The 24468-nt window shown below is 76.5% G+C and carries 24 protein-coding genes; 10 read left to right on the plus strand and 14 right to left on the minus strand.

Annotated features, from left to right (window positions below):
- The first annotated feature begins 11 nt into the window (after positions 1-11).
- Positions 12-1433: an NAD(P)/FAD-dependent oxidoreductase gene (locus CHB98_RS17985; protein WP_089307044.1), complete on the plus strand. Its 1422-nt coding sequence runs from the start codon at positions 12-14 to the stop codon at positions 1431-1433.
- On the opposite strand, the gene CHB98_RS17990 is transcribed toward CHB98_RS17985, so the two are convergent.
- From CHB98_RS17990 to CHB98_RS18000, 3 genes are all read right to left on the minus strand, one after another.
- Positions 1430-2098: an alpha/beta hydrolase gene (locus CHB98_RS17990; protein ID WP_089306974.1), complete on the minus strand. Its 669-nt coding sequence runs from the start codon at positions 2096-2098 to the stop codon at positions 1430-1432. The genes CHB98_RS17985 and CHB98_RS17990 overlap by 4 nt on opposite strands.
- Entirely contained in the window at positions 2095-2886 is a 792-nt protein-coding gene (locus CHB98_RS17995; RefSeq protein ID WP_089306975.1) for an SDR family NAD(P)-dependent oxidoreductase, read from the minus strand. The genes CHB98_RS17990 and CHB98_RS17995 overlap by 4 nt, the downstream gene beginning before the upstream one ends.
- Before the next feature lie 99 nt (positions 2887-2985).
- A complete protein-coding gene (locus CHB98_RS18000; protein ID WP_245821360.1) occupies positions 2986-4974 on the minus strand; it encodes an alpha-amylase family protein in 1989 nt (662 codons plus the stop codon).
- Positions 4975-5081: 107 nt separating this feature from the next.
- On the opposite strand from CHB98_RS18000, the gene CHB98_RS18005 reads away from it, so the two are divergent.
- Together CHB98_RS18005 and CHB98_RS18010 are read left to right on the plus strand one after the other, a co-directional pair.
- Positions 5082-6026 (plus strand): S1C family serine protease, encoded by a 945-nt coding sequence (locus CHB98_RS18005; RefSeq protein ID WP_089306977.1) that lies wholly within the window; start codon positions 5082-5084, stop codon positions 6024-6026.
- A gap of 130 nt (positions 6027-6156) precedes the next feature.
- The gene (locus tag CHB98_RS18010; RefSeq protein WP_143425126.1) at positions 6157-7098 is read left to right on the plus strand and encodes a GGDEF domain-containing protein; all 942 of its coding nucleotides are present in this window, start codon (positions 6157-6159) and stop codon (positions 7096-7098) included.
- A 131-nt stretch (positions 7099-7229) separates the two neighbouring features.
- Here the strand turns inward: CHB98_RS18010 and CHB98_RS18015 are convergent, their stop codons facing one another.
- The 3 genes from CHB98_RS18015 to CHB98_RS18025 form a co-directional block, all read right to left on the minus strand.
- Positions 7230-8039, minus strand: a complete 810-nt coding sequence (locus CHB98_RS18015) for an SDR family oxidoreductase (RefSeq protein WP_089307045.1) — start codon at positions 8037-8039, stop codon at positions 7230-7232.
- 56 nt (positions 8040-8095) lie between these two features.
- Positions 8096-8287 (minus strand): hypothetical protein, encoded by a 192-nt coding sequence (locus CHB98_RS18020; protein ID WP_245821363.1) that lies wholly within the window; start codon positions 8285-8287, stop codon positions 8096-8098.
- Between the two features lie 124 nt (positions 8288-8411).
- Positions 8412-9377, minus strand: coding sequence for a helix-turn-helix transcriptional regulator (locus tag CHB98_RS18025; RefSeq protein ID WP_089306979.1), 966 nt, complete (start codon positions 9375-9377; stop codon positions 8412-8414).
- Between the two features lie 94 nt (positions 9378-9471).
- Between CHB98_RS18025 and CHB98_RS18030 the strand changes: the two genes are divergently transcribed.
- A complete protein-coding gene (locus CHB98_RS18030; protein ID WP_089306980.1) occupies positions 9472-9993 on the plus strand; it encodes a DinB family protein in 522 nt (173 codons plus the stop codon).
- 15 nt (positions 9994-10008) lie between these two features.
- On the opposite strand, the gene CHB98_RS18035 is transcribed toward CHB98_RS18030, so the two are convergent.
- Positions 10009-10935 carry a hypothetical protein gene (locus CHB98_RS18035; protein ID WP_089306981.1) on the minus strand — a complete coding sequence of 309 codons (927 nt, stop codon included), beginning with the start codon at positions 10933-10935 and terminating at the stop codon, positions 10009-10011.
- A gap of 46 nt (positions 10936-10981) precedes the next feature.
- Positions 10982-12016 (minus strand): L-glyceraldehyde 3-phosphate reductase, encoded by a 1035-nt coding sequence (mgrA, locus tag CHB98_RS18040; protein WP_089306982.1) that lies wholly within the window; start codon positions 12014-12016, stop codon positions 10982-10984.
- 147 nt (positions 12017-12163) lie between these two features.
- On the opposite strand from mgrA, the gene CHB98_RS18045 reads away from it, so the two are divergent.
- Entirely contained in the window at positions 12164-12406 is a 243-nt protein-coding gene (locus CHB98_RS18045; protein ID WP_179224657.1) for a hypothetical protein, read from the plus strand.
- A complete protein-coding gene (locus CHB98_RS18050) occupies positions 12403-12831 on the plus strand; it encodes a hypothetical protein (protein WP_089306984.1) in 429 nt (142 codons plus the stop codon). The genes CHB98_RS18045 and CHB98_RS18050 overlap by 4 nt, the downstream gene beginning before the upstream one ends.
- A 31-nt stretch (positions 12832-12862) precedes the next feature.
- On the opposite strand, the gene CHB98_RS18055 is transcribed toward CHB98_RS18050, so the two are convergent.
- Positions 12863-14047, minus strand: coding sequence for an MFS transporter (locus tag CHB98_RS18055; protein ID WP_245821365.1), 1185 nt, complete (start codon positions 14045-14047; stop codon positions 12863-12865).
- Between the two features lie 124 nt (positions 14048-14171).
- Between CHB98_RS18055 and CHB98_RS18060 the strand changes: the two genes are divergently transcribed.
- Positions 14172-15239: a LacI family DNA-binding transcriptional regulator gene (locus tag CHB98_RS18060; RefSeq protein WP_089306985.1), complete on the plus strand. Its 1068-nt coding sequence runs from the start codon at positions 14172-14174 to the stop codon at positions 15237-15239.
- A gap of 12 nt (positions 15240-15251) precedes the next feature.
- Here the strand turns inward: CHB98_RS18060 and CHB98_RS22820 are convergent, their stop codons facing one another.
- Complete coding sequence (locus CHB98_RS22820; RefSeq protein ID WP_281251876.1) at positions 15252-15707, minus strand: ATP-dependent Clp protease proteolytic subunit; 456 nt, start codon at positions 15705-15707, stop codon at positions 15252-15254.
- Positions 15708-15862: 155 nt separating this feature from the next.
- On the opposite strand from CHB98_RS22820, the gene CHB98_RS18070 reads away from it, so the two are divergent.
- Positions 15863-17080 carry an amidohydrolase family protein gene (locus tag CHB98_RS18070; RefSeq protein ID WP_218822418.1) on the plus strand — a complete coding sequence of 406 codons (1218 nt, stop codon included), beginning with the start codon at positions 15863-15865 and terminating at the stop codon, positions 17078-17080.
- On the opposite strand, the gene CHB98_RS18075 is transcribed toward CHB98_RS18070, so the two are convergent.
- Positions 17007-17768 (minus strand): AraC family transcriptional regulator, encoded by a 762-nt coding sequence (locus tag CHB98_RS18075; protein ID WP_245821367.1) that lies wholly within the window; start codon positions 17766-17768, stop codon positions 17007-17009. The genes CHB98_RS18070 and CHB98_RS18075 overlap by 74 nt on opposite strands.
- Before the next feature lie 49 nt (positions 17769-17817).
- On the opposite strand from CHB98_RS18075, the gene CHB98_RS22115 reads away from it, so the two are divergent.
- Positions 17818-18249, plus strand: a complete 432-nt coding sequence (locus tag CHB98_RS22115) for a DUF2000 domain-containing protein (RefSeq protein WP_218822420.1) — start codon at positions 17818-17820, stop codon at positions 18247-18249.
- 56 nt (positions 18250-18305) lie between these two features.
- Positions 18306-19265, plus strand: coding sequence for a threonine/serine dehydratase (locus CHB98_RS18085; protein WP_089306990.1), 960 nt, complete (start codon positions 18306-18308; stop codon positions 19263-19265).
- 11 nt (positions 19266-19276) lie between these two features.
- Here the strand turns inward: CHB98_RS18085 and CHB98_RS18090 are convergent, their stop codons facing one another.
- From CHB98_RS18090 to nrdR, 3 genes are all read right to left on the minus strand, one after another.
- Complete coding sequence (locus CHB98_RS18090; RefSeq protein ID WP_089306991.1) at positions 19277-20482, minus strand: MFS transporter; 1206 nt, start codon at positions 20480-20482, stop codon at positions 19277-19279.
- Between the two features lie 181 nt (positions 20483-20663).
- A complete protein-coding gene (locus CHB98_RS18095; protein WP_089306992.1) occupies positions 20664-23528 on the minus strand; it encodes a vitamin B12-dependent ribonucleotide reductase in 2865 nt (954 codons plus the stop codon).
- Positions 23529-23615: 87 nt separating this feature from the next.
- Complete coding sequence (nrdR, locus tag CHB98_RS18100; RefSeq protein ID WP_089306993.1) at positions 23616-24155, minus strand: transcriptional regulator NrdR; 540 nt, start codon at positions 24153-24155, stop codon at positions 23616-23618.
- Between the last annotated feature and the right edge of the window lie 313 nt (positions 24156-24468).

Raw genomic sequence — 24468 nt, forward strand, 5'->3', positions numbered from 1 at the left:
CTGAGGTCATCATGACGACATCCCCGGCGACCGGCCCCGCCGGCGCCTCCCCGTCCCGTCGGCCCCGGGTCGTCGTCATCGGCTCCGGCTTCGGCGGGCTCTTCGCGGCCAAGGCGCTGCGCCGGGCGCCGGTCGACGTCACCGTCATCGGCAAGACCGGCCACCACCTGTTCCAGCCGCTGCTCTACCAGGTGGCCACCGGCATCCTGTCGGAGGGCGAGATCGCCCCGGCCACCCGGGAGGTGCTGCGCCACCAGGAGAACGCCCGCGTCGTGCTCGGCGAGGTCACCGACATCGACCTGGCCGGTCGCACCGTGACGTCGTCCATCCTGGGCCGCACCCTGGTGCACCCCTACGACGAGCTGATCGTCGCCGCCGGCGCCGGCCAGTCCTACTTCGGCAACGACCACTTCGCCGAGTTCGCGCCGGGCATGAAGAGCATCGACGACGCCCTGGAGCTGCGGGGCCGCATCTTCGGCGCCTTCGAGCTGGCCGAGCTGTCCACCGACCCGGCCGAGCGCGACCGGTTGCTGACCTTCGTCGTCGTCGGTGCCGGCCCCACCGGGGTGGAGATGGCCGGGCAGATCGCCGAGCTGGCCCACCGCACGCTGCGCCGCGACTTCCGGTCGATCGACCCGACCCAGGCCCGCGTCGTCCTGCTCGACGCGGCCCCGCAGGTGCTGCCCCCGTTCGGGGAGAAGCTGGGCGAGCGCGCCCGCCGGCACATGAACGAGATGGGCATCGAGGTCCAGCTCGGCGCCATGGTGACCGACGTCGACGCCGACGGCCTGACCGTCAAGGACGCCGGCGGCGAGCTGCGCCGGATCTCCGCGGCCACCAAGGTGTGGGCCGCCGGGGTGCAGGCGAGCCCGCTGGGCCGGCTGCTCGCCGACCGGTCCGGGGCCGAGGTCGACCGGGCCGGGCGGATCAGCGTGCTGCCCGACCTCACCCTGCCCGGGCACCCGGAGGTGCACCTCGTCGGCGACATGGTGGCCAGCGGCCTGCCCGGGGTGGCCCAGGTGGCCATCCAGGGCGGCCGGTACGCCGCCGACGCCGTCGCCCGGCGGGTCCAGGGGCGCCCGCCGCGCGGGCCGTTCCGCTACCGGGACAAGGGCAACATGGCCACCATCTCGCGGTTCTCCGCGGTGGCCGACATCAAGGGCGCGAAGTTCGAGGGCTTCCTCGCCTGGGTGCTGTGGCTGGCCGTGCACCTCGTCTACATCGTCGGCTTCAAGAGCCGCGTCACCACGGTGCTGCACTGGGCGGTCAGCTTCCTCGGCCGCGGCCGGTCCCAGCGGGTGGCCACCCAGCAGCAGGTCTACGGCCGGCTGGCCCTCGAGCGGCTCGGCCCGGGCTTCGCGGCCTCCAAGACCGGCGGCCCCAAGGACCCGGCGGCGGCGGCGACCGACGTCACCGAGCGCGAGTCGGCCTAGCCGAGCCAGGTGGTGAGGGCGCCGGCCACGTCCTCGGGACGGACGACGTGGCCGCCGTCGAACTCGGTGTAGGTGACCTCGTAGCCGCCGGCGTCCAGGTCGCGGGCCAGCCGGCGGCCGCACCGGTCGACCGGCAGCACCCGGTCGCCGGTGCCGTGGGAGATCCACACCCGCGGGCGGCCGGCGAGCCGGGGCGGGGCGGCGAAGCCCGGCGAGAGCGCCAGCACCGCGTCGACCAGGTCGCCGTTGGCCAGCCCGAGGCTCAGCGCGTACGACGCGCCGTCGGAGAAGCCGCCGAACGCCACCGAGGTCAGCGCCTGCCGGGCGACGACGGCCTGCAGCGCGGCGTCGAGCACCGCGACGTCGCGGCCCAGGCCGCCGGCCAGCAGGTCCCAGGTGGCGGCGGCCGACGCGGGCGCCAGCACCAGCGCGTCGCGGGCGGTGGCCGGGTCGCCGACCGCGGCCAGGCTCTGCTCCGGCGTGCCACCGGCGCCGTGGAAGAAGACCAGCAGCGGCCGCGGCCGGGGCGGCCCCGCGGGCACCAGCAGCTGCGCCCGGTCGTGCGGCCCGAGCGCCAGGGCGTGCCGCCCCGGCGGGTACGGGACGGCGGCGGGTGCGGCCACCGGCCGGGCGGTGAGCCGGCCGGCGGCCGCGGGCCCGGTCACTCCCCGGAACCCGGCTCCGCCATCTGCCGGTGCGCCTTGCCCTTGAGCGCGTCGGGCAGCACCTTGTTGGCCAGCCCCTGCGCCTTGGTCGACAGCGACCCGGCGACCACCTTCCGTTCGCCGTCCATCAGCGCCTCGTACCCCTGCGCGGCGACCTGCGCGGGGTCGTCCTTGGGGCCGGTGCCGACCTTGGTGTCCATGAGCTCGCCGCGCTCGAAGAACTCGGTGTCGGTCGGGCCGGGCATCAGCGAGGTGACCGTGACGCCGCTGTCCTTGAGCTCCTCGGCCAGCGCCTCGGCGAAGGACTGCACGAAGGACTTCGACGCGTTGTAGACCGCCTGGAACGACCCGGGCATCGTCGAGGCGATCGAGGAGGTGAACAGCACCCGGCCCTCCCCGCGGGCGGCCATGTCGCGCAGCACCAGCTTGGCCAGCCGCACCGTCGAGGTGACGTTGAGGTCGATGATCTCCACCTCCGCCTCCACCGGGGTGTCGACGAACGCCCCGCCCTGGCCGACGCCGGCGTTGAGCGCGGCGGCGGCCAGGGGGCGCCCGGTGGCCCGGACGGCGGCGTGCAGGGCCTCGACGCCCTCGGCGGTGCGCAGGTCGGCCCGGAACGCCGACACCGACGTGCCCGAGCCGCGCAGCCTGGCCGCGGCGGTGTCGATGGCGGTGTCCTCGGCATTGACCAGCAGGTCGAAGCCGTGCTCGGCGAACTGGCGGGCCAGCTCGAAGCCGATGCCGCTGGATGCGCCGGTGACGAGGGCGAGGGGGCGTGGTCCGGTCATGCCCGTCCCGCTACCCCGAGGGCCCGCCGGTCATCCGGCTCCGGCCGCGCCGTCCCGAGCACCTCGCGACTCGCAGCCGGTGTCCGCGCCGCGGGACGGTCACGGCTCGGCGTACCAGGCGAACCCCAGCCCGGGGACGACGACCCGCCCGCCGCGCACCGGGAGGACGCCGTCGCTGCCGTGCACCTGGGCGAAGCCGCCGAAGCCGGTGACGGTGTCGGCGTCCACGGCCTGCGGGTCCGGGGAGAAGTTGGCCACCCCGACGAAGGTGCCGCTGCGCGGGTGCTTGCGCCGCCACGCCAGCACCGCGTCGCTGCCGGCGTCGACCACCGCGGACTCCACGCCACCGCGCAGCGCCAGCAGCGACCGGCGCACCTCGCCCAGCCGCCGGATGCCGGCGCACACCCGCCCCTCCAGGGTGTCCGGGTCGCCGGCCCGGGCGGCGGCGGCCCAGTCCATCGGCGGGCGGTGCATCCAGCGGTTGTCCGGGGCCCGCGCGGGGTCGGCGAGGTAGCCGGTGTCGTTGCGCAGGGCCAGCTCGTCGCCCATGTAGAGCAGCGGGATGCCGCCGTACGAGAACGCGACGGCGTGGAGCAGCAGCAGCCGGCGCACGCCGGCGTCCAGCGCGGCGTCGTCCCCGGCCTCCAGCGCGGCCTCGATGCCGCACAGCGACGCCGCCGAGCCGGAGATGCGGGCGTCGCCGGTGGCCTCGTCCTCCTGGAACAGCGCGCCGCGGGCGAACGAGCCGGGGAAGCGGCCGGCGTAGAAGTCGTTGAGGAACCGGCGGTGGGCGAAGCCGTCCAGGCCCACCGCGGCGGCGTCCTCGTCGGTGACCGCCCAGCCGATGTCGTCGTGGCCGCGCACGTAGGTGACCCAGGTGGCCGTCGGCGGGACCGGCCGCATCCGGCGCAGCGACTGCCGGGCCAACCGGACGTCGCGGGTGGCCAGGCTGCTCCACAGCAGCACCATGAGCTGGTTGTGGTAAGCCAGCTCGCACTCCGGCCGGTAGCGGTCGTGGCCGCCGAGGTAGGCGACCAGGTCGTCGGGCGACACGATCGCCTCGGCCTTGAAGACGACGCCCGGGGCGGCCAGCCGGGTCAGCGCGTGCAGCAGCTGCAGCAGGGTGTGGCCCTCCGGCTGGTTCTGGCAGCTGGTGCCCAGCCGCTTCCACATGAACGGGACGGCGTCCATGCGGAACACGTCCACGCCGCGGTTGGCCAGCCAGGTGATCTCCCCCAGCATCGCCAGGGTCACCTCGGGGTTGGTGTAGTCGAGGTCCCACTGGTAGGGCCAGAACGTCGTCCACACCCAGCCGCCGGCTCCGCCGCACGCCTCCGGCACCCAGCTGAACGACCCCGGCGCCCGGTCGGGGAACACCGGGGGGATCGTCGCGTCGTAGGCGTCGGGCAGCGTGCGGTCGGGGAAGGCGGTGTAGTAGCCGGCGAAGGCGGGGTCGCCGGCCAGCCAGGCCTGCGCCCAGGGGTGCTCGCGGGCGGTGTGGTTGAGCACCAGGTCGATGCACAGGGCCATGCCCCGCCCGTGCAGCGCGCCGGCGACGGCCTCCAGGTCGGCCATGGTCCCCAGCCGGGGGTCGACCGCGCGGTAGTCCATGACCGCGTAGCCGCCGTCGTTCTCCCCGGGCCGGGGCCGCAGCAGCGGCATGAGGTGCAGGTAGGTGGTGCCCAGCCCCGCGAGGTGGTCCAGCCGGCCGGGCAGCCGGTCGAGGGTGCCGCAGAACCGGTCGACGTAGCAGACGTAGCCCTGCACCCGGGACCGCTGGAACCACGCGGGGTCGATCTCCCGGCGCCGGTCCAGGCGGCGCAGCTCCTCCGGCCGCTCGGCGGCCGCGGCGAGGGCGGCCCGCAGCGCCCGGGCCACGAGCTCGTCGGCGGCGTCCTCCCCGTAGAGGGTGGCCACCGGCTCGTGCACGTCGTAGAGGGAGAGGTCGGCGCGGGCGAGGAAGGCGTCCCCCTCCGCGGGGCCCAGGGCGGCGACCGCCTCCGCCTCCAGCCTCGGCCGCAGCCGCGCCCACGCCTGCTCCGCCGCGGCCCGCCGGGCCGCCGCCGGGATGGTCGCCGGGATCGTCACGGCGCCAGTATCGGGCGGCTGTTCGCCCACGGCATGACCGCTCCCGCGCCCGGCCGATGCGGGGTTCACTGGTGTAAGCACGTAATCAGGTCATCGGGAGGTGTGCCGTGTCCGGACCCCTGGACTCCGACCTGCTCGACACCTACTCGCAGGTCGTCACCGCCGTCGCCGCCGAGCTCACCCCGCACGTCGCCGCCCTGCAGGTGACCGCCCCGGACGGGCGCGGCGGCGCCGGGTCGGCGGTCGTCGTGCCCGGCGACGGGCTGATGCTCACCAACGCGCACGTGGTCGGCCGGGCCCGCGGCGGCCGGGCGGTGTTCGCCGACGGCAGCGAGACCGACGTCGACGTCGTCGGCGCCGACCCGCTGTCGGACCTCGCCGTCGTCCGGGCGCGCGGGGCCACTCCCCCGCCGGCCCGGCTCGGGGACGCCGCGACCCTGCGCGTCGGCCAGCTCGTCGTCGCCGTCGGCAACCCGCTGGGGCTGGCCGGCTCGGTGACCGCCGGCGTCGTCAGTGGGCTGGGCCGGTCGCTGCCCACCCGCGACGGCCGCACCGCGCGGGTGGTCGAGGACGTCATCCAGACCGACGCCGCGCTCAACCCGGGCAACTCCGGCGGCGCGCTGGCCGACTCCGCCGGCCGGGTGGTCGGCGTCAACACCGCCGTGGCGGGCTGGGGGCTGGGCCTGGCGGTGCCGGTCAACGACACCACCCGGCGGATCGTCGACGCGCTGGTGCGCGACGGCCGGGTCCGCCGGGCCTACCTCGGGCTGGTCAGCACGCCCGCGCCGCTGCCGGCGCCGCTGGCCGAACGCACCGGACGCCGGCGCGGGCTGCGGGTCGTCGACGTGGTGCCCGGCTCGCCGGCCGACCGGGCCGGGCTCAAGCCCGGCGACCTGGTGCTGGAGGCCGCGCGGCGGCCGGTCGCGGAGGCGCAGAGCCTGCAGCGGCTGCTGTTCGACGAGGCGATCGGCCGGCCGCTGCCAGTGACGGTGCACCGCCGCGGCGCGATGGTCGACGTCGTCACGGTGCCCACCGAGCTGACCGGGAGGTGACGCCAGGCCGGGCTCGGGGTGACGCGGAGTCACACCGGCGTCCCCCGGTCGGGCGTCGGTGCCCCCCCATGTGGTGGAGGCGGTCACGCAGGGCTGCGGAGTGTCGTCCGGGCGGGTGATCCTGACCCGGATGAACGGGGGGAGCATGCTCACCGCACGACCGGGCGGCATCGCGCTGCTCGCGCTGCTGTACGCGGTCGGCGCGGGGCTGTGCGCCGTGGGGGCCCTGGTGCCCGCCTCGCCGCGCACGCCGGTCGTGATCCTGTGGGTGCTGGCCCTCCTGGGCGCCGCCGTGTCGGCTCTGCTGTGGCTGCGCCGCGACCGGCTGGGCCCGCGGGCGCTGCACGCGGCCGTCGCCCTGCCGTCGGTCGCCATCGGCGTGCTGGCCTGGCGCTCCGCGACCGCGGTGGGCATCGTCGGCCTGGGCCCGGCGATGGTGACCGTGGCGGTCTTCGCCGCGCACTCGTTCTCCCGCCCGGTCGCCCGGGCGCACGTCGCGCTGCTGCTCACCGTGGCCACCGCCGGTGCGCTGGCCGCCGCACCGGCGGGGTTCTTCCCGCAGTGGCTCACCACGGTGGTCACCGTCGTCGTCCTCACCGAGGCCCAGGCCCGCATCTCCGGTGACCTGCGACGCGCGGCGGGCACCGACCCGCTGACCGGGCTGGCCAACCGGCGCGCCTGGCAGGCGGCTGCCGAGCGGAGCCTGGCGCACGCGCTGCGCAGCGGGGAGCCGTTCACCGTCGCGCTCATCGACCTGGACGGCTTCAAGGCGGTCAACGACCGGCTGGGCCACGGCGCGGGCGACACGCTGCTGCAGGCCCTGGCCGGCGCGTGGAGCGCGGAGCTGCGGCTGTCGGACCTGCTCGGCCGCTACGGCGGCGACGAGTTCGTGCTGAGCCTGCCGGACACCGACGCCGACCGGGCCGGGGACCTGCTGGCCCGGCTGCGCTCCGGCCACCCGGCCCCCTGGTCGGCCGGGACCGCGACCGCCCAGCCCGGCGACACCCTCACCGAGATGCTGATGCGCGCCGACGCCGAGCTCTACCGCGCCAAGCGCGACCGCCGCTCCTGACGGAGGACCGCCCTGCCCCATCGCTCGCGAGCTCGCGTCTGGCCCCGTCCAGAGGCTCGCCGCGAGCCTGCGAGCGGTGAGGAGGACGGGGTCCTTCCGCCTGCAGGAGGGCTGTTCCAGCACCTCACCGTTCAGGGGCGGCGCCAGTCGTCGGCGGTCAGGTGCGACCCGGCCATCGGCCCCATCTGCAGCATCCCGCCGTCCACGACGTAGGACGAGCCGGTCACGTAGCCGGCCTCGGGCGAGGCGAGGAAGGCCACGACCGCGGCCACCTCGCGCGCGTCGCCCGGGCGGCGCAGCGGGATGCCGGGCCGCTCGTGGCCGGGCGCGGCGGGGTCCTCGTCCTCCTGGCCGGTCATCGGGGTGGCGATCTCCCCGGGCGCGACGGCGTTGACGGTGATGCCGTGCTCGGCCAGCTCGATCGCGGCCACCCGGGTGAGCAGGCCCAGCCCGCCCTTGGCCGCGCAGTAGGCCGCCGCACCCACCCGCGGCTGGTGCTCGTGCACGCTGGTGACGTTGACGATCCGCCCGCCGCGGCCGGCCGCGACCATCCGCCGCGCGGCCCGCTGCAGGCACAGGAACGCCGCGTCCAGGTCGGTGGCCAGCACCTCCCGCCAGGTCGCGTAGTCGGTGTCGAGGACCGACGTCGCGTGCCCGGTGCCCGCGTCGTTGACCAGGACGTCGACCCCGCCGAGGGCCTCGGCGAGCTCGTCGACCACGTCGGCGGCCTCCGGCAGCCGGGTGAGGTCGACGTGCCGCACCTCGGCGCGCCGGCCCAGGGCCCGCACCTCCGCGGCGGTGGCCTCGGCGTCGGCCTCCGCGCGGTACCAGGTGATGCCGACGTCGCAGCCGGCCCGGGCCAGCGCGACGGCGGCGGCCCGGCCGATGCCGGACTCCGAGCCGGTGACGACGGCGACGCGGGGTGCGGGGTCCTCGGTCATGCCGCCCATGCTGCGGCGGTCGGGCCCGGCCCGCAGCGCGGTCGCGGGCCGGGTGCTCAGCGCAGGGCGAGGCGCCGGTCGAGCAGGGCGTCCACCTCGGCCTCGGCCTCGGCCACCCGGCGGGCGTTCTCCCCCGACGGGCAGCGGACGGCGGCGCTGCGGGCGGCGCGCACGGCGCTGTGGGCGACGACGATCTGCAGGTCGAGGGTGCCCAGATCGGCGGCTGTGCGGGTCACGGTGCGGGTCATGGTGGCCTCCCCGGGACGGTGGGGTACGGGACTCAGGGTGGACCAGGGGTGTGACGGGACCGGTCCGGTGCCGGGCTCTGCCCCCACCCGTGCAGCCGGCCGGGCGGTCCGATGCGGGTCGAGCTCAGTCCTGGTCGGGACCGGCCCGGCCGAACCGGCGTCCCCACTCGTGCAGCTGCTGCAGCAGCTCCGGCGGCGAGACGACGGTCACCTCGGCGCCCAGCGTGCCGATGGCGAACGCCGGCCAGTCCAGCCCGTCGGCCTCCATGTGCACCCGGCTGCGGCCCGGGCCGTCGTCCTCGACGCGCGCCCACCGGCCGATCCGCGCCCGCACCCGGCCGGCGGGGGCGTCGACGAGGAACTCCACCGCGGTGGGGCCGCCCTGGCCGGTCGTGCCGGCCCGGACGAAGGCGACGGCGCCCTCGGCGGGCAGCCACCGCGGCGCGAACCGGGTCCCGGTCGGCCGGGGCCGGGCCAGCCGGTCGAGGCGGAAGCTGCGCCAGTCGCCGCGGTCGAGGTCGTAGCCGACGAGGTACCAGCGCCGGCCGAGGGTGACCAGCCGGTGCGGCTCCACGTGCCGCTCCGACGGCGTGGCGTCGGCGGCGGTGTAGCCGAAGGACAGCCGCTCCTCGTCCCGGCAGGCCTGGGCCACGACGGTCAGCGCCTCCGGGTCCACGAAGTGCCGCGGGCCGGCCCAGGGCACCGGGTCGGTCACCGCGCGCAGCGCCTCCACCCGGCGCCGCAGCCGGGTCGGCATCACCTGCACGACCTTGGCCAGCGCCCGCACCGACGACTCCGCGGTGCCGGCGACCGCGCTCTGCGCGGCGGTCTGCAGGCCGACGGCCAGCGCCACCGCCTCCTCGTCGTCGAGCACCAGCGGGGGCAGGGCGGCGCCGGGGGCGAGCTGGTACCCGCCGTCGACACCGCGCTGCGCCTCGACGGGGTAGCCGAGCTCCCGCAGCCGGTCGACGTCCCGGCGCAGGGTGCGGGCGGAGACGCCGAGCCGGCCGGCGAGGTCGGGCCCGGCCCAGTACCGGCGCTGCTGCAGCAGGGAGAGCAGGCGCAGGGTCCGCGCGGAGGGGTCGCCCACGCGGCGATCCTGCCCCGGATTGCGGTCAGGATCCGTCCGCTGCGGTCCCTAGCGTGGTCCTCGTCAGCGACACCGGACAGCGGAGGCGGACCCCATGGACACCACGACCACCCCCACCGGCGAGCGGGCCGACCTGTTGGAGGCGCTGGCGGTGCACCGGCACTTCCTCCGGTTCGCCGTCCGCGGCCTCACCGACGAGCAGGCCCGGCTGCGGCCGACGGCCAGCGAGCTCACCCTCGGCGGACTGGTCAAGCACGTCGCCCGCACGGAGGCGTCCTGGGCCGCGTTCGTCGTGGCGGGGGCGGCCGGGATGGCCGGTCCGGACGACGTCGACCCGCTGGCCGCGCGGGTCGAGGAGTTCCGGATGGGCCCCGGCGAGACGCTGGACGGCGTCCTCGCGGACTACGCGGAGGTCGCGTGCCGCACCGACGACCTGGTGCGCACCCTGCCGGACCTCGGGGCGTCGCACCCGCTGCCCGAGGCGCCGTGGTTCGAGCCGGGCGCGACCCGCTCGGCCCGCCGGGTCTTCCTGCACATCATCGCCGAGACCGCCCAGCACGCCGGGCACGCGGACATCCTGCGGGAGACCCTCGACGGCCAGCGGACGATGGGGTGAGCCTCCGCGGCCGGCTCAGCCCTCCTCGAGGGCGCGCAGCGCGGCCAGCGCCCGGTCGCGGGCCGCGGCGGCCTCGGTGGCGTGCCGCTCGGCGGTCCGCCGGTGCCGCTCGGCGCGGCGGAGCTCCTCGGCGGTCCGCGCGGCGTCCTGCTCCGTGCGGGCCAGCTCGTCGGACAGCTCCTGCACCCGCGCCTGCAGGTCGGCGCGGCGGGCGTCGAGGTCGTCGACCCGCTGGCGCTCCTCCTCGGCCTCGGCGGCGGCCTCCGCGGCCGCTTCGGTGGCCTCCCGCACCGCGGCGCGGGCCTCCTCCAGCTCCCGCCGGCGGCGGTCCTCGGCCGCGCGGCGGGCCTCCTCGCGGCGGGCCCGCTCCGCGGCCCGGTCGCGACGGTCGGCCCCCCGGGTCCGGTCCCGCGCCGGCGGGGGCTCCCCGGTGCGGGGCGGCACGATCCGCAGCGCCGGCCGGGTGCCCGTCGTCCCCAGGCCGCTGTAGGACATCGCGGCGGTGAGCCGGCCGGACAGCAGCGCCGCGCCGGCCTCGGGGTCGGCCATCGCCGCGCGCAGGGTGTCTGCGACCTGGGCCTCCACCGCACCGCCCACCCGGGCGCCGCGCTCCCGGGCCAGCGCGGTCGCCTGGCGGGTCAGCGCGGTGAGCAGCTGGGCGCGCTGGCGGTCCAGGGCGCGCAGCTGGTCGCCGGCCAGGCTCTCCTGCGCCTGGCGCAGCAGCTCGCCGAGCTCGACCAGACCCTCGATCTCCGCCCGCTGCTCGCGCGCCAGCAGGTTGCACACCCAGGCGGCCACGGTCGGCTTGGGCAGCGCCCCGATCTCGCGGGCCAGGGTCCGGTCGCCCGCGGCCCGGGCGTCGTGCTGCCGCTGGGTGCGCACCGCGACGAACTCCTCCGGCGGCACCGCGTACAGCTCGTCGGCGACCTCGTCGAGCTCCACGCCGCCGACCCTGCCACGCGGCCCGGGCCGGCCGGGCGGGGCGCCGTCACCCGGCCGTCCGGGGGGCCTCCCACAGGTCGATGCCGGAGTCGACGGCGTGCTGGTCGATGGCCGCCAGCTCCTCGTCGGAGAAGTCGAGCTGCTGCAGCGCGCCGACGTTCTGCTCCAGCTGCGCCACGCTGCTCGCGCCGATCAGCACGGAGGTCACCCGCGGGTCGCGCAGCGCCCAGGCCAGCGCCATCTGCGCCAGGCTCTGCCCGCGCTTGCCGGCGATCTCGTCCAGCGCGCGCACGTGGCCGAGCGACTCCTCGGTGAGGAGGTCGGTGGACAGCGACTTGCCCTGGCTGGCGCGCGAGCCCTCCGGGACGCCGTCCAGGTACTTGCCGGTGAGCATGCCCTGGGCCAGCGGGGAGAACGCGATGCACCCGGCGCCGACGTCCTCGAGGGTGTCCAGCAGGCCCTCGGTCTCGATCCAGCGGTTGAGCATCGAGTAGGACGGCTGGTGGATCAGCAGCGGCGTCCCCAGGTCGGCGAGGATCTCCGCCGCCCGCGCGGTGTCCTCCGGCGAGTAGCTGGAGATGCCGGCGTAGAGCGCCCGGCCGGACCGGACGGCGGTGTGCAGCGCGCCCATCGTCTCCCCCAGCGGCGTGGTCGGGTCCGGCCGGTGGGAGTAGAAGACGTCGACGTACTCCAGGCCCATCCGGCGCAGCGACTGGTCCAGGCTGGCCAGCACGTACTTGCGCCCGCCACCGCCCTGGCCGTACGGGCCGGGCCACATGTCGTAGCCGGCCTTGGAGGAGATGACCAGCTCGTCGCGGTAGGGGGCGAGGTCGTCGCGCAGGTGCCGGCCGAAGTTGGTCTCGGCGCTGCCGTAGGGCGGGCCGTAGTTGTTGGCCAGGTCGAAGTGGGTGACGCCGAGGTCGAAGGCGCGGCGCAGGATGGCGCGCTGCCGGTCGAACGGGACGTCGTCCCCGAAGTTGTGCCACAGCCCGAGGCTGACCGCCGGGAGGTCCAGCCCGCTGCGGCCGGTGCGCCGGTAGGTCATCGAGTCGTAGCGGTCGTCTGCGGCGAGGAAGGCCATGGTCGGCTCCCTGCCCGCCCGGCGGCCGGCCCAACCCGGCCGCGGAGATCGGTTGGCGCGACCGGGCGCGCAGGCCGATGCTGGCCCGGGGGCGCGACCGGCGTCCCGGCCAGCCACCGATCGGAGCGAGGCACCTCGATGACCAGCATGACCAGCAACGACGCGGCGACCGGCAGCCGCGACATCAAGTCCCACGAGACCACGAGCTTCGCCGACCTCGGCAAGGAGATGTGGAGCTACCTGACCGGCAAGGGCGCGGCGATCAACTACGAGTTCGTCGACATGGTGGTCGAGGTGCCGCGCGAGACCGGCCCGCAGGCCCCGCGGGCGACGTGGCGGCTCAACGGCACGCTGCGGATCACCACGTCCGAGAACGCCAGCCGGGGATGACGCCGGACGCCGGACGCCTGCACGTGGACGCCGACCTCTCCCTCGAGGTGGACGGCGCCCCGGTGCGGGTGGAGTCCTCCGGCGCGCGGGTGCGGGTGGTCGCCGACGACGTGCGCGGGCTGGTCGACCAGCTGCGCACGGCGGCGCGGGCGGCCGGGGCGGGGTCGCCACGGGACGGCGTGGCGACCCTCGCCGACCGGCTGGCCGCCGACGGGCTCACCGGGGTGCTGGCCGCCCCCACCGGGGACGTCGCCGTCATCGGCGCGGGCGTCGACTCACCGGTCGGGGGCCTGCTCTGGGGCACCCGGCGGGTGCACGTCGACACCCTGGGCCTGGTGCGCTCCAGCGACGCGGCCCGGTGGACGCTCGCCGGCGCCGCCGCCCTGCTGCTCGTCGTCCTGGCCGCCCGGCGCCGGCGGCGCTGAGCCACCCGGCGCCGAGCTACCCGGTGCTGAGCTACCCGGCAGTCGGCAGCGGCCGGGTGGCACCGGCGGCCAGCAGGCCGGCGGCGAGGACGGCGAGGACGACGAGCAGCGCCTGCAGCACCCCTGTGACCTCGGCGACGAACCCGATCAGCGGCGGGCCGGCGAGGAACGCGGTGTAGGAGATCGAGCTGACCACCGACACCCGGGCGGCCGCCCGCGCGGGGTCGTCGGCGGCGGCGCTCATGCCGACCGGGAAGCCCAGCGCGGCGCCGGCCCCCCACAGCACCGCCCCGGCGAGGGCCAGGGGCACCGCGGGGGCGGTGACGAACAGCAGCAGGCCGAGCACCGCCGTCGCGGCGCCGGTCCGCAGCACGGCCACCCGGCCCCAGCGGTCCAGCAGCGCGCCGCCCACCACCCGGACGGCGGTCATCGCGGTGACGAAGACGGCGAAGCCGATCGCCGCGGTCGCCTCGCCCAGGCCGTGGCCGTCGACCAGGGCCACGGCGAGCCAGTCGTTGGCGGTGCCCTCGGTGAAGGCGAAGGCGAGGGTGGACAGCCCGACCAGCAGGGTGCGCGGCTCCCGCCAGGCCTGCCCGACGCCCGAGCCGGCGGCACGCTGCTCGTCGTCCGGCGGCTCCACGGGGAGGAACGAGCGGGTGGCGACCGCGATCGCGCCCAGCGCGAGGACCGCCGTTCCCACGAGCTGGGCGGCCAGCGGGAGGGCCACGGCCGCGGCGCCGGCCCCCAGCAGCGCGCCGGCGACCGTGCCCACGCTGAACCCGGCGTGCAGCCGCGGCATGAGGGCGCGGTCCAGCCCCCGCTCGACCGCGGCGCCCTCGATGTTCATGGCCACGTCCCAGCTGCCCACGCCCACGCCCACCAGCGTCAGGCCCGCCCCGGCGGCGAGGACCTGACCGGAGGCCAGGCCGAGGGCCAGCAGCAGCAGCCCGGACACCGCCACGACCGCCCCGGCCAGCACGCCGCGGGCCGGGCCGATGCGGTGCACCACCGGGCCGGTGAGCGGCAGCGCCACGGTCGAGCCGACGGCGATGCACAGCAGCAGCAGCCCCAGCCCGGCCGACGACAGGTCCAGCGCGTCGCGGGCGGCGGGCACCCGCGAGATCCACGACGCGAAGGCGAACCCGTTGACGACGAAGGCCACGGCGACGGCGACCCGCGCCCGCTCGAGGGAGGCGGTGGAGGAGGTCAGGTGCACCAGGGGTCCTTCCGTGCGCGGCGTCCCGGTCACTCTATCGAATCGATTCGATGATCGTTTCCTCGACCGCGGGCCGGTGGGGTCGTAGCGTCGGCGGCCCCGACCCGACGAGGAGCCCGCGACCGTGAGCGACCGGACCCGCCCGACGCTGGCCACCGTGGCCGCCCGGGCCGAGGTGGCGCCGTCGACGGCGTCGCTGGTCTTCTCCGGCTCCGAGCGGGTCGCCCCGGCGACGCGGGACCGGGTGCTGGCGGCGGCCGCCGAGCTCGGCTACGCCGGCCCGGACCCGGTCGCCCGCTCGCTGCGCTCCCGGCGCAGCGGGGTCGTCGGGGCGGTGATCGGCGAGCGGCTGACCTACGCGTTCAGCGACCCGGTCGCGGTGCAGCTGCTCGACGGGGTCACCGAGGTGCTCAGCCCGCTGGGCGTCGGCCTGCTGCTGCTACCGGGGGACGCCGACCGGCACGGCCCGACGCTGGCCCAGCTGGCGCACGTGCCGCTGGACGCGGTGGTCTACGCGACCTGCGGGCCGGAGGACGACCCGGCCCTGGAGCACCTGCGGCGCCGCGAGGTGCCCATCGTGGCCGTCGACGGGCCGGGCGGCGACGACGTCGTCCTCGTCGGCGTCCCCGACCGCCGGGGCACCGCCGAGCTGACCCGGCACCTGGCCGACCTCGGGCACCGCCGGGTCGCGGTGGTCGCCCTGCCGCTGCGCCTGGACGGCACCCGCGGCCCGGTCACCGCCGAGCGCCGCGCCCGGGTGCACTTCCGCGACGTGCGCGAGCGGGCCCTCGGCGTCGAGGACGTCCTCGGCCCGGTGCCGCTGTGGGAGACGGCGACCAACGCGGTCGAGGAGGGCGCGCGGGCCGGGCGGGTGCTGCTCGACGTCTCGGCGGCGGACCGGCCGACGGCGGTGGTCGCGCAGAGCGACATCCTGGCCGCCGGCGTGCTGCGCGCCGCGGAGTCCCTCGGCCTTCGGGTGCCCGAGGACGTCAGCGTGGCCGGCTTCGACGGCGTCGACCTGCCCTGGCTGCCGCCGGTGCGGCTGACCACCGTCGTGCAGCCGACCACCGAGAAGGGCCGGGTCGTCGGCCGGGCGGTCACCGAGCTGCTCGCCGGACGGCGGCCGGCCGACGCCGTGCTCGACGTCCACCTGTCCGTCGGCACCACCACCGGGCCGGCCCCGCGGGCGTGACCCCCGCGCGGGTCAGGCCGAGTGCGAGGCCGGCGCCGACGACGGCGACACCCACCCAGACCGCCGGGGCCGGCGGCGGCCCGCCGAGGAGCACCCCGGTGCCGGCGGCGGCCACGGGCGCCGCCCGGTGAGCAGCCCGGCGCGGCCGGCCCCCAGCCGCATCCCCACGGAGCAGGTCGCCACGTCGCAGTCGAGGAACTGCATCCTGTCGTAGACGGCCATGCCCGCGCTCACCGATCCGCCGGGCGAGTTGATGTGGAGGTGGATGTCGCTGCGCGCGTCGTCGGCAGCCAGCAGCAGCATCTGCGCGCACAGCTGGTTGGCCACGTCGTCGTCGACCTGGCGGTCCAGGAAGACGATGCGCTCGCGCAGCAGCCGGTCGAACACGGCGTCGGTCAGGGAGGCGTGGCCGCCGGCGCCGCTCAGGCGGGCGGCGTCCGGCGTGGTCGGCATCGGGATGACTGGCATGGTCCGGCCTCGTTCTGGATGGGTGGATCCGTCGGCCGGAGTGGACCAGCGCGCCACTCGGGACATGCGGTGGGATGGCGTTGTTGCGCCGAGCGCGCAATCTCCACGCCGAGGGCGGAACCGACACGCCCGGGTGGGCACGGGAGGTGGTGGACGTGGTGCGGGACGCGTTCGTGGTCACCGGGGCGGCGGTGTTCGACGGCACCCGGTTCCGGCCGCCGGCCTCGGTGCTCGTCGTGGCTGACCGCATCGCCGCCGTCGAGGACCGCCTGACCCCTCCCACGGGCGCGACGGTCGTCGAGGCCGCCGGCGCCACGCTCCTGCCGGGCCTGGTCGACGCGCACACGCACGTGTCGGCCGGGGCGCTGGAGGCGGCGCTGCGCTGCGGCGTCACGACCGAGGTCGACATGTTCGCCGACCCGGCGCTCATCCGGTCGCTCCGGGCCCGGGCGGCCGCCGACCCGGCGGCACTGGCCGACGTCCGTTCCGCGGGGACCGGCGCCACCGCCCCCGGCGGTCACCCGACCGTCCTGGTCGACCTCGGCCGGCTCGCCCCGTTCCCCACCATCGCGCGACCGGACCAGGCCGCGGCCTTCGTCGCCGCCCGCATCGCGGAGGGCTCCGACCACCTCAAGGTGGTGCTGGAGGACGGCACCACCACCGGCCGGGCGGTGCCGCGGCTGCCCGACGACGTCCTGCGCGCCCTGGTCACCGCGGCCCACGCCGAGGGGCTCGTCGTCGTGGCGCACGCGCTCACACAGGCCGACGCGCTGGCCGCGGTCCGCGCCGGCGTCGACGGCCTGGCCCACCTGTTCCTCGACGAGCCCCCGTCGGAGGAGTTCGTCGCGGCGGCCGCGGGCAGCGGCGTCTTCGTCGTCCCCACGCTGACCTCGCTGGCCGCCCGCAGCGGCTCCCGCCGCGGCCCGGCGCTGGCGGCCGACCCGCACCTGGGGCCGCTGCTGGACCCCGCGCAGCGGTCGCTGCTGCTGGCGGGCTTCCCGGCCGGGCCCGGGGCGCGGGCCGACCTGCGGCACGCGCTGGACGCGGTGCCCCGGCTGCGCGACGCCGGGGTGCGCCTGCTGGCCGGCACCGACGCGGCCAGTCCCGGCACCGCGCACGGCGCGAGCCTGCACGACGAGCTGGACCTGCTCGTGCAGGCCGGCCTGGCCCCCGGCGAGGCGCTGACCGCGGCCACGGCGGCACCGGCCGCCGCGTTCCCCGCCCTCGCCGACCGCGGCCGGCTGGCCCCCGGCCTGGCCGCGGACCTCGTCCTCGTCGACGGCGGCCCGCGGGCCGACGTCACCGTGACGCGGAGGATCCGCGCGGTCTGGCGGCGCGGCCGGCGGGTGCCCCTGCCGGGACGGACCGGCTGACGGGGGCTGGACCGGAGCGGGCGTAGGCCGACGGCGTGGTCGCCAGCAGGCGCCGGAGGTGCCGGGTCAGGTGGGCCTGGTCGTAGAACCCCACCGCGGGTGCCACCCGGGCCGCCGGCACGCCGTCGAGCAGCAGCCGGCGCGCCCGGTCGAGGCGCCGCCCGGTCAGGTGTCGGTGCGGCGGCAGCCCGTGCCGACGGGTGGAGCACCGCACCAGGTGGGTGGGCGGCGCCCCGAGCAGCCGGCCGGCCTCGGTCAGCCCGAGCCCCTCGACGGTGCGGGCGTCGAGCAGGTCGCGCAGCCGGTCCGTGAGGACGTCGTCCCGCACGGCCGGCGCCGCGGCGACCGTGCCGGTCAGGTGCCGCCGCAGCCGGTCGGGCACGAGCGCCAGCCGGCTCTCCGCCTCCAGGGCCTCGGTGCGCGCGGCCAGCGCGGCGTGCAGCTGGGACAGCCGCACCCGCAGCACGGGGTCCTCGAGCGTCGGGCGGTCGACGGCGGCGCCGATGCCGTCCTCGCCGAGGGTGTCGGCGTCCAGGTACAGGACGCGCTTGCGGAAGCCGCCCGGCGTGTGCGCCCGCCCGTCGTGGGTGTGTGCGGGGTGGGCGTGGTCGGTGAAGGAGGCGTGGAAGACCTCGGCCGACCCCGGCACACCCGGCCGCCGGGCGGTGACCCGTGAGCCGGTCGGCACGTCAGGAACGTACAAGACCCGGCGGGGGCGGCCGGGCGATCCTGCGGGCATGGACCCTGCGCAGCCCGCCGTCCGGTGGCCCACGGGGATCGCCGTCCTGCTGCGGGAGGACCTCGCGTCGTGGCAGGCGCTGAACGTGACCGCCTTCCTGTCCGGCGGCATCGCCGCGACCCTGCCGGAGCTGATCGGGAAGCCCGACGCCGACGCCGACGGCACGGCCTACCTGCCGATGTTCCGGCAGCCGGTGCTGGTGCTCAGCGGCACCGCCGAGGTGCTCACCCGCGCCCACGCCCGGGCGCTGGAGCGCGGGCTGCCGCTGTCGGTGTTCACCGCCGACCTGTTCGCCACCGGTGGGGACGACGAGAACCGGGCCGCGGTGCGCGCCGTCCCCGCCGCCGCCCTGGACCTGGTCGGCCTCGCCCTGCACGGACCGCGCAACGCCGTCGACACGGTGGTCGAGGGCGCGCGGATGCACGCGTGACGGCGGCCTGCCCCGGCCGTCCGGCGCCGGCTGCCCGCCGTCCCTACGGTGGACGGGTGATCAACAGGGACGACGTCGAGGCGGCCCGGCAGCGCACCGCCGGGCTGGTGCGCCGGACGCCCGTCACCGCCGTGGCCGCCGGCGAGCTCGTGCCGGACGCCCCGGTGCTGCTCAAGCTCGAGCAGCTGCAGCACACCGGGTCGTTCAAGGCCCGCGGTGCGCTCAACCGGGTGCTGGCGGCGGCCGGGCGCGGGGAGCTCGGCCCGGCCGGCGTGGTGGCCGCGTCGGGCGGCAACGCCGGGCTGGCGGTGGCGTACGCGGCGGCCCGGCAGGGGGCGGCCGCCCGGGTGTACGTGCCGGCGACGGCGCCCGCGGTGAAGGTGGCCCGGCTGCGGGAGCTCGGCGCCGACGTCGTCCAGGTCGGGGACCGCTACGCGCTGGCCTACGAGGCCGCGGTCGCCGAGGCGGAGCGGACGGGGGCGCTGTTCTGCCACGCCTACGACCAGCCGGAGGTCTGCGCCGGGCAGGGCACGCTGGCCCTGGAGCTGCTCGACCAGGTGGACGGCGGGGTCGACACGGTCCTCGTCGCGGTCGGCGGCGGCGGGCTCATGGCCGGGGTGGCCGCCGCCCTGGAGGGCCGGGCCCGGGTCGTCGGCGTCGAGCCGCGCACCGCCGGCACGTTCGCGGCCGCCCTCGCCGCCGGGGTGCCGGTCGACGTGCCGGTGTCCGGCGTCGCGGCCGACTCGCTGGGCGCCACCCGGCTCGGCGCGATCGCCTGGGCGGTGGCCGGGCGCACCGGCGCCGGATCGGTCCTGGTGGACGACGCCGACGTGGTCGCCGCCCGGCTGTCCCTGTGGGAGGAGCACCGGCTGGTCGTTGAGCACGGCGCGGCGACCGTGGTGGCGGCGCTGCGCTGCGGCGCCTACCGGCCGGCACCCGGCGAGCGGGTGGTGGCGGTGCTGTGCGGCGCGAACACCGCGCTGGCCGACCTGACGCCGGAGGCGCCGCTCCGCTGACGGGCGCCGGGCTACCCGCCCGCCGCCGGCCGCCCGGCCCGCGGCAGGGCGAGGGCGGCGAGCAGCCCGGCGGCCAGCACGCCGGTGGTCACCGCGAAGGCGACCTGGTAGGAGGCGACGTCGGTCAGCCACCCGGCGGCCAGCGGCCCGACGATGGCGCCGAGGTCGGCCGACATCTGGAACACCGCGACCACCCGGCCGCCGCGCGCCGGGCTGACGTCGGCGACCAGCGCGGCCGGGACGCTGGCGAGGAAGGACGCGCCCAGCCCGAACACCGCCATCGACAGCAGGAAGACCCACAGGGCCGGCGGCGCGACGAGCGCGGCGGTCGAGGCGGTGGCCAGCGAGGCGCCGAGGACCAGCGCGGGGCGCCGTCCCCAGGTGTCGGCGAGGGCGCCGGAGCGCAGCAGGCCCAGGGCCTGGGCCACCGAGCCGGCCAGCAGCCCGGCGCCGGCCCACGCGACGGTGCGGCCCAGCTCCTCGGTGACGTAGAGGGGGACCAGCGAGTTGCGGACGCCGAACAGGACCCAGCCCACGCCGAGGTTGGCGACCAGCGCGGCCAGGTACACCCGCGACCGCAGCGCCGTGCCCAGGGGGACGGCCTCGGGCTCGGCTCCCGACGACGTCCGGGCGGCCTGCTCGCGGCGGGTGGCCGAGGGGCGCAGCAGCACCATGGCCACCGACCCGGCCAGGAGCAGGAACCCGGCGTAGAGGAAGAACGGCAGCCGCGGGGAGAGCTCGGCGAGCAGCCCGCCGGCCGCGGGGCCGGCGATGCCGCCGAGGATGAAGCCGCCCTGCCAGGTCGCGGCGGCCCGCCCGCGGTGCGACGGGGGCGCGACCCGCAGCAGCAGGGACAGCGCGGCGACGGTGAACATGGCGCTGCCCACGCCGCCGGCGGCGCGCAGGACGAGGAACAGCGGGAAGTCCGAGGCCAGGCCGGCCAGGCCGGTGGTGACCGCGACGACGACCAGGCCGGCCGACAGCACCGTCCGCTCGCCGAACCGCTCGACCAGCGAGCCGCCGCCGAAGGCCGAGACGAACCGGAAGAACGCGAAGGCGCTGACCGCCAGCCCGACGGCCGTGGTGCCGACGCCGAAGGAGCGGGCGAACAGCGGGATGGCCGGGGCGACGATGCCGAAGCCGAGGGCGACGACGAAGGCGACGACGGCGAGGATGCCGACCTCTCGGGGCAGCTCGCTCCGCCCCCGCCACAGCACGCCCTGGATGCTCGCACGGGGCGATCGGCGGCCGCCGGGGCGCGGGGCTCCTCGGCGGCGGACTGCCCAGGCGGCCGCCGACGACGGACCGCCCGGCCCCCGGGGCGGGGACCGGGCGGGTCGCGTCGCGCCCGCCGGGGCGTCCTGCGGGGGCCGCAGGACGGCCCGGCGGGCGTCGCCGTCAGCTGCAGCCGCTGGTGGAGCCGCAGCCCTCGCAGACGTAGCAGCTGCCGGCCGGGCGCATCTTCGTGCCGCAGGTCATGCACAGCGGCGCGTCGGTCGCGGTGCCGGTGACCAGCTCGAACAGCTCGGCCGACGAGTGCGCCTCGGTGACCGGCTTGTCCGACCGGGCGGCGGGCGACGCCGGCTTCACGGACGTCTCCGTCGGCACCGAGCCGCGCAGCGCCTCGACGTCGACCTCCTCCTCGACCGCGGCGGTCGAGGCCGAGGTGCCGTAGCCGGACACCTGGGCGGCCCGCTCCTCGGCGGTGAAGATGCCGAGGTTGGCCCGCTTGTCCACCGGCAGGTGGTCCAGGGCCAGCCGCCGGAAGATGTAGTCCATCACCGACTGGGCGATCCGGATGTCCGGGTCGTCGGTCATGCCGGCCGGCTCGAAACGCATGTTGGTGAACTTCTGGATGTAGGTCTCCAGCGGCACACCGTGCTGCAGCGCCAGCGAGATGCCGATCGAGAAGGCGTCCATCACACCGGCCAGGGTCGAGCCCTGCTTGCCCAGCTTGAGGAAGACCTCGCCGAGGCTGCCGTCCTCGTACATGCCGGCGGTCATGTACCCCTCGGCGCCGGCGACGCTGAACGACGTCGTCATGCTGGTCCGCTTCTTGGGCAGCCGCTTGCGCACGGGGTGCGACATCGTGGTCGCCGGCGCGGCCGCCTCCGCCTTCGCCTCGGCCTTCTTGGCCTTGGCGTCGGACAGCGGCTGGCCGACCTTGCAGTTGTCCCGGTAGATGGCCAGCGCCTTCAGGCCCAGCTTCCAGCCCTGGAAGTAGATGCCCTCGACGTCCTCGACGGTCGCGGTCTCCGGCATGTTGACCGTCTTGCTGATGGCGCCGGAGATGAACGGCTGCACCGCAGCCATCATCCGCACGTGGCCCAGCGGGGAGATGGCCCGCTCGCCCATCGCGCAGTCGAAGACCTCGTAGTGCTCCGGGCGCAGGCTCGGGGCGTCGACGACGTGCCCGTGCTCGGCGATGTACTCGACGATCGCCTCGATCTGCTCGTCCTGGTAGCCCAGGCTGCGCAGCGCCCGCGGGACCGTCTGGTTGACGATCTGCATGGACCCGCCGCCGACCAGCTTCTTGTACTTGACCAGCGAGAAGTCCGGCTCGATGCCGGTCGTGTCGCAGTCCATCATGAAGCCGATCGTGCCGGTGGGGGCCAGCACCGAGGCCTGCGCGTTGCGCCAGCCGAACTCCCCGCCGATCTCCAGGCACGCCTGCCACTCGGCGGTGGCGGCCTTGAGCACGTCGGCGTCGTCGGCGCCGACCGGGCGGATCGCGTCGTTGGCCGCGCAGTGCTTGCGCATGACCCGGGCGTGCGCGTCGGCGTTGCGGGCGAACCCGTCGTAGGCGCCCACGATGCCGGCCAGCTCGGCCGAGCGGCGGTAGGCCGTGCCGGTCATCAGCGAGGTGATCGCCGCGGCCAGGGTCTGGCCGCCGCGGGAGTCGTAGGCGTGGCCGGTGGCCATGAGCAGCGCGCCCAGGTTGGCGTAGCCGATGCCCAGCTGCCGGTAGGCCCGCGTGGTCTCCCCGATCGGGTCGGTCGGGAAGTCGGCGAAGCAGATCGAGATGTCCATCGCGGTGATGACCAGCTCGACGGCCCTCACGAAGTTCCGGGTGTCGAACGTGCCGTCGTCCTGCAGGAACTTCATGAGGTTCAGCGACGCCAGGTTGCACGAGCTGTTGTCCAGGCTCATGTACTCCGAGCACGGGTTGGACGCGTTGATCCGCCCGGTCTCGGGGTTGGTGTGCCAGTCGTTGATCGTGTCGTCGTACTGGATGCCCGGGTCGGCGCACTCCCAGGCGGCCTGGGTGACCTTGCGGAACAGGGTCTTGGCGTCGACGGTCTCGATCACCGAGCCGTCCATGCGGGCGCGCAGGCCGAACGGCGTGCCGTCCTCGACGGCGCGCATGAACTCGTCGGAGACCCGGACGGAGTTGTTGGCGTTCTGGTACTGCACGCTGGTGATGTCCCGGCCGCCGAGGTCCATGTCGTACCCGGCGTCGCGCAGCGCGCGGATCTTGTCCTCCTCGCGCGCCTTGGTCTCGATGAACTCCTCGATGTCGGGGTGGTCGATGTCGAGGACGACCATCTTGGCCGCGCGGCGGGTGGCGCCACCGGACTTGATCGTGCCGGCGGAGGCGTCGGCGCCGCGCATGAAGCTGACCGGGCCGGACGCGGTGCCGCCGGAGGACAGCAGCTCCTTGGAGGAGCGGATGCGGGAGAGGTTCAGGCCGGCGCCGGAGCCGCCCTTGAAGATCAGCCCCTCCTCCCGGTACCAGTTGAGGATCGAGTCCATCGTGTCGTCGACGGCGAGGATGAAGCAGGCGCTGACCTGCTGCGGCGCGGCGGTGCCCACGTTGAACCAGACCGGCGAGTTGAAGCTGAAGTACTGGTGCAGCAGCATCCAGGTCAGCTCGTGCTCGAAGACCTCGGCGTCGCCCTCGGTGGCGAAGTAGCCGTGCTCCCGGCCGGCCGCGCCGTAGGTCAGCACCACCCGGTCGATGAGCTGGCGCAGGCTGGTCTCCCGCTGGGGGGTGCCGACGGCGCCGCGGAAGTACTTCGTGGTGACGATGTTGGTGGCGTTGATGCTCCACTCGGCGGGGAACTCCACGCCGCGCTGCTCGAAGTTGATCGAGCCGTCCCGCCAGTTGGTCATGACGACGTCCCGGCGCTCCCAGGTCACCTCGTCGTACGGGTGCACCCCGGCGGTGGTGAAGACCCGCTTGACCTTCAGGCCCTTCCCCCTGGTCGGCGCCTTGGCGGCACGACGCGTACGGCCCGACAGGCGGTCCTCGGTCTCGGTCACGAGCTCTCCCTGAGTTGTGTGCGGTGCTGGTCGGAGAGGCGGCTGGGGAAGAGCCGCACCCTTCCTAGCTGGTGCTGCTGACGTTTCTCAGCCGCCGGCGGAGGAGGCGCTGGTGCGCCCCCCGCCCCGCCGGCGGGGTGGTGGGTCCTGCATGCCGGGCAGCGGGGGCGTGCCGGCGGCGACGTGCCGGGCCCGCAGCTCGGTGATCGCCTTCTCGAAGTCCTCCAGCGAGGTGAACGCCCGGTACACGCTGGCGAAGCGCAGGTAGGCGACCTCGTCGAGCTCCCGCAGCGGCCGCAGGATGGCCAGCCCCACCTCGTGGCTGGGGACCTCGGCCGCGCCGGAGGCCCGGATGGCGTCCTCGACCTGCTGGGCCAGCTGCTGGAGCTGGTCCTCGTCGACCGGCCGGCCCTGGCAGGCGCGGCGGACGCCGGCCACCACCTTGCTGCGGGCGAACGGCTCGCTCACGCCGCTGCGCTTGACGACGGCGAGCACGGCCTCCTCCACCGTGGTGAACCGGCGGCCGCACGCGGGGCACGAGCGGCGGCGACGGGTGGTCGCCCCCTCGTCGGCCTCGCGCGAGTCGATGACCCGGCTGTCGGGGTTGTGGCAGAAGGGGCAGCGCACGCGGTCCCCTCCCCTCCGGGCCTGCTCCGCCACGGTGTCCGCCCGGCCGGCTGTGGACCTCCCTGGGGACATCCGGTGGACGTCGTGGGGAGGGCCTGCGGACCGGCCTGTGGACAACTGCCTGCGGTGCAACTACTAGATGTAGGGGAACCCTAGGCCGGTCCCCACTACATCTGCAAGCCGAGCTGTGGCGCGTCGTCGGTCGAGACGACTCCGTGACCAGCGCGTCCCAGCCGCCCCACGGGCCCCGGCGGGCACGCCGACGAGCGCGCCTCCGGCGGTGCGGCGGCGCGGGAGGGAGCGGGGGCGGGAC

This window comes from Geodermatophilus pulveris (genome assembly GCF_900188375.1).
GTDB classification, from domain to species: Bacteria; Actinomycetota; Actinomycetes; order Mycobacteriales; family Geodermatophilaceae; genus Geodermatophilus; species Geodermatophilus pulveris.

Excerpts from the sequence above, each read along its gene's own strand:
- CHB98_RS18030 (WP_089306980.1), top strand. The coding sequence starts at position 9,472 with ATGGACACCACGACCACCCCCACCGGCGAGCGGGCCGACCTGTTGGAG.
- mgrA (WP_089306982.1), bottom strand. The coding sequence starts at position 12,016 with ATGGCCTTCCTCGCCGCAGACGACCGCTACGACTCGATGACCTACCGG.
- CHB98_RS18020 (WP_245821363.1), bottom strand. The coding sequence starts at position 8,287 with ATGACCCGCACCGTGACCCGCACAGCCGCCGATCTGGGCACCCTCGAC.
- CHB98_RS18045 (WP_179224657.1), top strand. The coding sequence starts at position 12,164 with ATGACCAGCAACGACGCGGCGACCGGCAGCCGCGACATCAAGTCCCAC.
- CHB98_RS17995 (WP_089306975.1), bottom strand. The coding sequence starts at position 2,886 with ATGACCGGACCACGCCCCCTCGCCCTCGTCACCGGCGCATCCAGCGGC.
- CHB98_RS22820 (WP_281251876.1), bottom strand. The coding sequence starts at position 15,707 with ATGCCAGTCATCCCGATGCCGACCACGCCGGACGCCGCCCGCCTGAGC.
- CHB98_RS18015 (WP_089307045.1), bottom strand. The coding sequence starts at position 8,039 with ATGACCGAGGACCCCGCACCCCGCGTCGCCGTCGTCACCGGCTCGGAG.
- CHB98_RS18010 (WP_143425126.1), top strand. The coding sequence starts at position 6,157 with ATGAACGGGGGGAGCATGCTCACCGCACGACCGGGCGGCATCGCGCTG.
- CHB98_RS18050 (WP_089306984.1), top strand. The coding sequence starts at position 12,403 with ATGACGCCGGACGCCGGACGCCTGCACGTGGACGCCGACCTCTCCCTC.
- CHB98_RS22115 (WP_218822420.1), top strand. The coding sequence starts at position 17,818 with ATGGACCCTGCGCAGCCCGCCGTCCGGTGGCCCACGGGGATCGCCGTC.
- CHB98_RS17985 (WP_089307044.1), top strand. The coding sequence starts at position 12 with ATGACGACATCCCCGGCGACCGGCCCCGCCGGCGCCTCCCCGTCCCGT.